Source organism: Belnapia arida (assembly GCF_016773205.1).
In the GTDB taxonomy this organism is placed as follows: Bacteria; Pseudomonadota; Alphaproteobacteria; order Acetobacterales; family Acetobacteraceae; genus Belnapia; species Belnapia arida.
Genome location: NZ_JAETWB010000104.1, coordinates 1 through 4,432 on the forward strand (window position 1 = coordinate 1; position 4,432 = coordinate 4,432).

Annotated in this window: 3 protein-coding genes and 1 pseudogene; 3 read left to right on the forward strand and 1 reads right to left on the reverse strand. The window is 64.6% G+C overall.

Going from position 1 to position 4,432, the window contains the following annotated elements:
* The first annotated feature begins 342 nt into the window (after positions 1-342).
* Both JMJ56_RS32580 and JMJ56_RS34615 read left to right on the forward strand, forming a co-directional pair.
* Positions 343-666, forward strand: a complete 324-nt coding sequence (locus JMJ56_RS32580; RefSeq protein ID WP_202836029.1) for a hypothetical protein — start codon at positions 343-345, stop codon at positions 664-666.
* Between the two features lie 75 nt (positions 667-741).
* Positions 742-984: pseudogene (locus tag JMJ56_RS34615) on the forward strand (transposase); the annotation flags it as partial.
* Positions 985-1,197: 213 nt separating this feature from the next.
* Here JMJ56_RS34615 and JMJ56_RS32590 read toward each other — a convergent pair.
* On the reverse strand, positions 1,198-3,540 hold the full coding sequence (locus JMJ56_RS32590; RefSeq protein WP_202836031.1) for a HigA family addiction module antitoxin: 2,343 nt from the start codon (positions 3,538-3,540) through the stop codon (positions 1,198-1,200).
* Between the two features lie 282 nt (positions 3,541-3,822).
* Here JMJ56_RS32590 and JMJ56_RS32595 point away from each other — a divergent pair, with 282 nt between their 5' ends.
* Positions 3,823-4,053 carry a hypothetical protein gene (locus tag JMJ56_RS32595; protein WP_202836032.1) on the forward strand — a complete coding sequence of 77 codons (231 nt, stop codon included), beginning with the start codon at positions 3,823-3,825 and terminating at the stop codon, positions 4,051-4,053.
* Positions 4,054-4,432: the final 379 nt, after the last annotated feature.

A 4,432-nucleotide genomic window follows, 5' to 3' on the forward strand; every position in this document is an offset into this window, starting at 1 on the left:
TCTGTTGCTCTCCGTCATCGACACCTCCCAGGCTCCTCAGCCTATCAAAGGTGTCCGTGAAATCGGGACAGGCCCACGGGTGACTTCGCCGAGATTGCTGAGGAGGTGAGCCACAGGCCGACAGCCGAAGGTGCAGGCGACTGCCTCTGTCTAATTGCGACCCAAGGGCGGCTGCGCTTCGGAGCGCTGCTCAGCCGCCTCTTCGGTGTTGTCGCGCGCGTCTGAGCAAACACCTGCGGTACATGTTTGGGTGGCCCCCAATTGCCTTACTGCGAACACTGCCACGACACGTCATCGCCGCACCGCCATGTTCTCCTACTAAGGAATGAGGAGGACTCGGTTATGTACGGCGAAGTGATCATGGCCTTCCCAGAGCCGGCTCCCTACGGGGAGGTGCTCGTAACGTATCCGGGACCCGTCTACGCCGAGCCAGAAATCTGGGTTGGCCCTTACGCACCCATTTACGTCGAACCGGTTTATGACCCCTACGCGCCCATTTACGTCGAACCGGTTTATGACCCCTACGCGCCCATTTACGTCGAACCGGTTTATGACCCCTACGCGCCCATTTACGTCGAACCGGTCTATGACCCCTACACACCCATCTACGTCGAACTGGTCCATGACCCCTACGCGTCCATCTATGGCGAACCGATCTATATCTAAGCGGCGTTTGTGCAACGAGCCGCTGGGATCCAAGGCGAGTGTCCCAGCTGCGGTTGAGCCGTTACGCTCTCGGACGTGCCGTTCAAGCACAACGCCGTCCGCCGCCACCACATCCCGCAGGTCCTCTACCGGATCCAGAACTGGCCAGCCTACGAAGCCGGTCTGAAGCGGCGTGGCGACCTGACGCTTTGGCTCGATGAGGCCGCACCGAAAGGGTGGCAGGCGCCGCGGCGGACCACGCCCGGTGGCCAGGCCTGGTACTCGGACGCGGCGATCGAGCTGGTACTGATAATGCGGCTCGTCTTCCATCTCGCCCTCGGCCGTGAACCACACCGTCAAGCTCCCGCGTGCTCGCAGACCAACCTCGTAGGCAGGCCAGTTCGTCACCCTGTGTTGCTGGCGTGGAATGTAGTGCCGGTGGTCGGCATTGGCTTTGAATGGCAAGTTGGGCACCCCTTGGCGAGACTGGGCAGGGCCCTGGCCCTATTTACACCGGAGACGCCACTCGACCTATTCGTGCACAAAGCTCTTTCATCCGAGAACAGAACCCTCTAGGGCGCCCTGCGCGACAAGATGCCCGCGCGCCAGTGGCACTCCCATCTCACAGGCCAGTCCTGTTGTCTCCCAAGTCAGCGACACTACTCCGCCGAGTTGACCTCGCACGGTGCGCTCCAGCACGCGCATGCCAAAGCCACGGCGCCCGGGCGGCCCATTTACTACCGGCCCGCCCGCCTCCACCCAGCGCAGCCGTAGGGTCGTGCTGGCCAAGTCGAGGCGCCACGACACCGAAACGCGTCCCTCCGGTACCGACAGCGCGCCGTGCTTCACCGCGTTTGTCGCTAACTCATGCAGCACCATGGCAATCGGCTGCGCCGCGTCGGGTGGCAGTACCACGGGTGGCCCGTTCAGCTCGGCGCGTTGTCCGGCGAGGAAGGGCTCGATTTCACCCTGCACAAGCGCGCGCATATCAGCCCCAGTCCAGCGGTCTTCGGCCAGCAGCGTCTGCGCCCGTGCGAGTGCGCTCACCCGACCCTCTACCGCTCGGGCGTAGGACGCGGCGTCCTCCTTAGGAGTTAGGCGCAGCGCCGCCTGCACTACGGCAAGCGCGTTCTTGGCCCGGTGGTCCACCTCGCGCGAGAGGAGGGTCTGTCGCTCCTCAGCCGCCTTTCGCTCGGTCACGTCGGTTAGGACGGCGAGGAAGCGGCGCCGTCCCGCTTGTTGGAAGTGGCGGCCATGGACCTCCAGCCAGCGCTCTTCCCCATCCGAGCCGCGCCGGATGCGATGGATTAGATGAAAAGTGTCGTCCTCCCGAGCCGTGCGCTCATGCTCAGCCCGTATGGCCGCGATGTCGTCCGGATGGATCAGGCCAAGAAAAGCGGCCCGTGGGGCCCGGCCGTCGGGTGGGGTGGGCATGCCGTATAGCTCGAAGACACGGGGCGTGCCGATGCCTTCCTCGCCCTCCAGATCCAGGTCCCAGATGCCGAGGCCGACCGCTTCCGTGGCAAGGCGCAACCGCGCCTCGCTTTCTCGCAGCGCCACCTCGGCCCGCTTGCGGGCGGTGGTATCGCTCGCCTGGATGACGAAGAACCGCACGGCTCGGTCCGAGCCCTTGACCGCGGTGACGGCGGCGTCCGCGGTGCGAACCTCGCCGTTAGTGGCTTGGTACAGATCTTCGGAGAGTACCGGGCCGTCGACCCGCGCAGCTTCGGCTAAACGACCGGGCCAGGCGTCACGCATGGCGGGCAGGCCGGCCCAGAAAGGGGTGTCCCAAAAGAAGCGCCCGATCACCTGCTCGCGTCTCAGCTGAGCGGCGTGCAGCGGCAGCTCGTTGATCTCAAGCGTGACACCCTCCGGGGAGAGAACGGCCATGAACTGGAACTGCTGGTCGAAGACGCCGCGGAAGCGCTCCTCGCTCGCTCGCAGTGCCTGTTCAGCCGCGTCGCGTGCGGTCTCGTCGCGCAATGTAAGCACCGCGCCGACCTGCGTGCCATCGACGGCCAGCAGCGGCCGAGCACTGCCGACGGCAAGCACCTCAGAGCCATCGGGCCGGCGGATACGCCAGCGCGCATCAGTCACCGTTTCGCCCCGGAGCACGGCGCGCGCGAGTGGCAGCTCGGCTGACGGATAGGTGCGACCGTCCTCGGTCAAGAGGTGGTAGGTCTTGCTGTAAGCATCAGGCAGGACATCCAGCCGCGCCACACCGTGGATCCGAGCTGCTGCGTCGTTCACGAAAGTGATGCGCCCGGCGGCATCAGCAACGATCACCCCCTCGGCGAGCTGCCCAAGAACTCCGGCGTGTTCGGTCAGCCGGGCCCCGTCCTCACCGGTCCGAAGCGGCGTAAGCGTGCCGCTGGCCCAGAAACGGGTTTCATCTTTCCGGAGGTGCCAGCGCTCACCGGCTGTGCCTCCTTCAACAAGCCCGGTAGCTATCTCCTCCTCTGACGTGCCGGCGGAGCGGCCCGGCGGGTCGGCCATAAACATCGCGTACTCGGTCTCGCCCCTCGCACTCACCCGAGATGCATGGGGTTGCCCGGTGAGGTTACCGGCGAGACCCGCATAGGTTGGGATGCGATCGAGGGCCGCGCCGAGGGCACGCTCAGCATCCGCCAAGTCGAAGTCCTGCTGAAGGGTAAGCCAATAGGCGCCTCCCGTGCCGCAAAATCGCCCAAGGCGAGCAGCCATTTCAGGCGTGACACCGGTCATGCCCGAGAGCAGGCGGTGAAGCGCCTGCCGTGTGACGCCGAGTTCGCGCGCGGCACGGGCAACTGAAATGCCGGACACTGCGAGCATCCGCTTTCGCAATACTGAGCCTGGATGGGAAGGCGCCGCCTGCTGCGATGTTGTCGCGTGCGGGTCCTCCGGATCTTCACTCAAGCCTTCCCCTCCGATCTCCTGCGGACCGCAGGGCTCACAATCAGAGTGTAAACTGGTCCGGACACATAGAAAACTTGAGGTTCACGGGCGTCGAAGCGGCTTTGTTCTGGCTAGGAGACCTGTGCGTGGGCCGCTGGAGGCGCAGCATGTTGTGGTTAGAAGCCTGTCGCAACCGCTACTTAGTGTGGTTCAGCGGACCCGCGCACAGGTCTCCTAAGGCAACACCAACCGGAACCAGATGCTTAGATTCCGGTTCTGGCGAGATCCTGCTCGGAGCGCATCATGGCGAAGCAAAGCAAAGACCCGGCACAATCGACTGACAACCGGCACGAGAAAGCTTGGGACCTCGGCGAAGCGGCGTTGGGTAAGTTAGCAGAGGGACGGGAGGCCGAGGCCGACCAGCTGATCGAAGAGGCCAAAAAGCTTGATGAGTCTGCGTTGAAGGAGATTGTCGTGGACCTTGAGGAGGACGCCGGCTCGAACCCGGATGCGGCTAAGAACTCACAAGGCTGACCGGCGGGCGTGCTCCCTGCTGAGTGTTGGTGCACGTAGCCGGAGTAGCCGTTGAACGCTTTCCTGCAGTCGCGGCAGCGGACCGGCGGTAACCCTGGGCCGCACGGTCCAACCGCTCCGCGACGGCAGCAGAGCCGCAAGCCACACAGTTCATCACCAGCTTCCGCCCCGCTGGCCCCGGTGCTTACCGGCGCCGCCCCGGCCAGCCAAAGAGGGCGCGTGGTGCGAACCACGACTGATTCGACGCACCGGCCCGACAATAGATATTACTGGGCCTACCCTAACCATTTCAGCTTCTCTCCGTGAACCGCCCCGGCTTCGCCGGAGGGTGGTTTACTTGGGTCACGCCGCCATGGCGGGTGCCTCGAGCTGAGCATGG

Coding starts and splice junctions, on each gene's coding strand:
- JMJ56_RS32580 (WP_202836029.1), top strand. CDS start 343: ATGTACGGCGAAGTGATCATGGCCTTCCCAGAGCCGGCTCCCTACGGG.
- JMJ56_RS32595 (WP_202836032.1), top strand. CDS start 3,823: ATGGCGAAGCAAAGCAAAGACCCGGCACAATCGACTGACAACCGGCAC.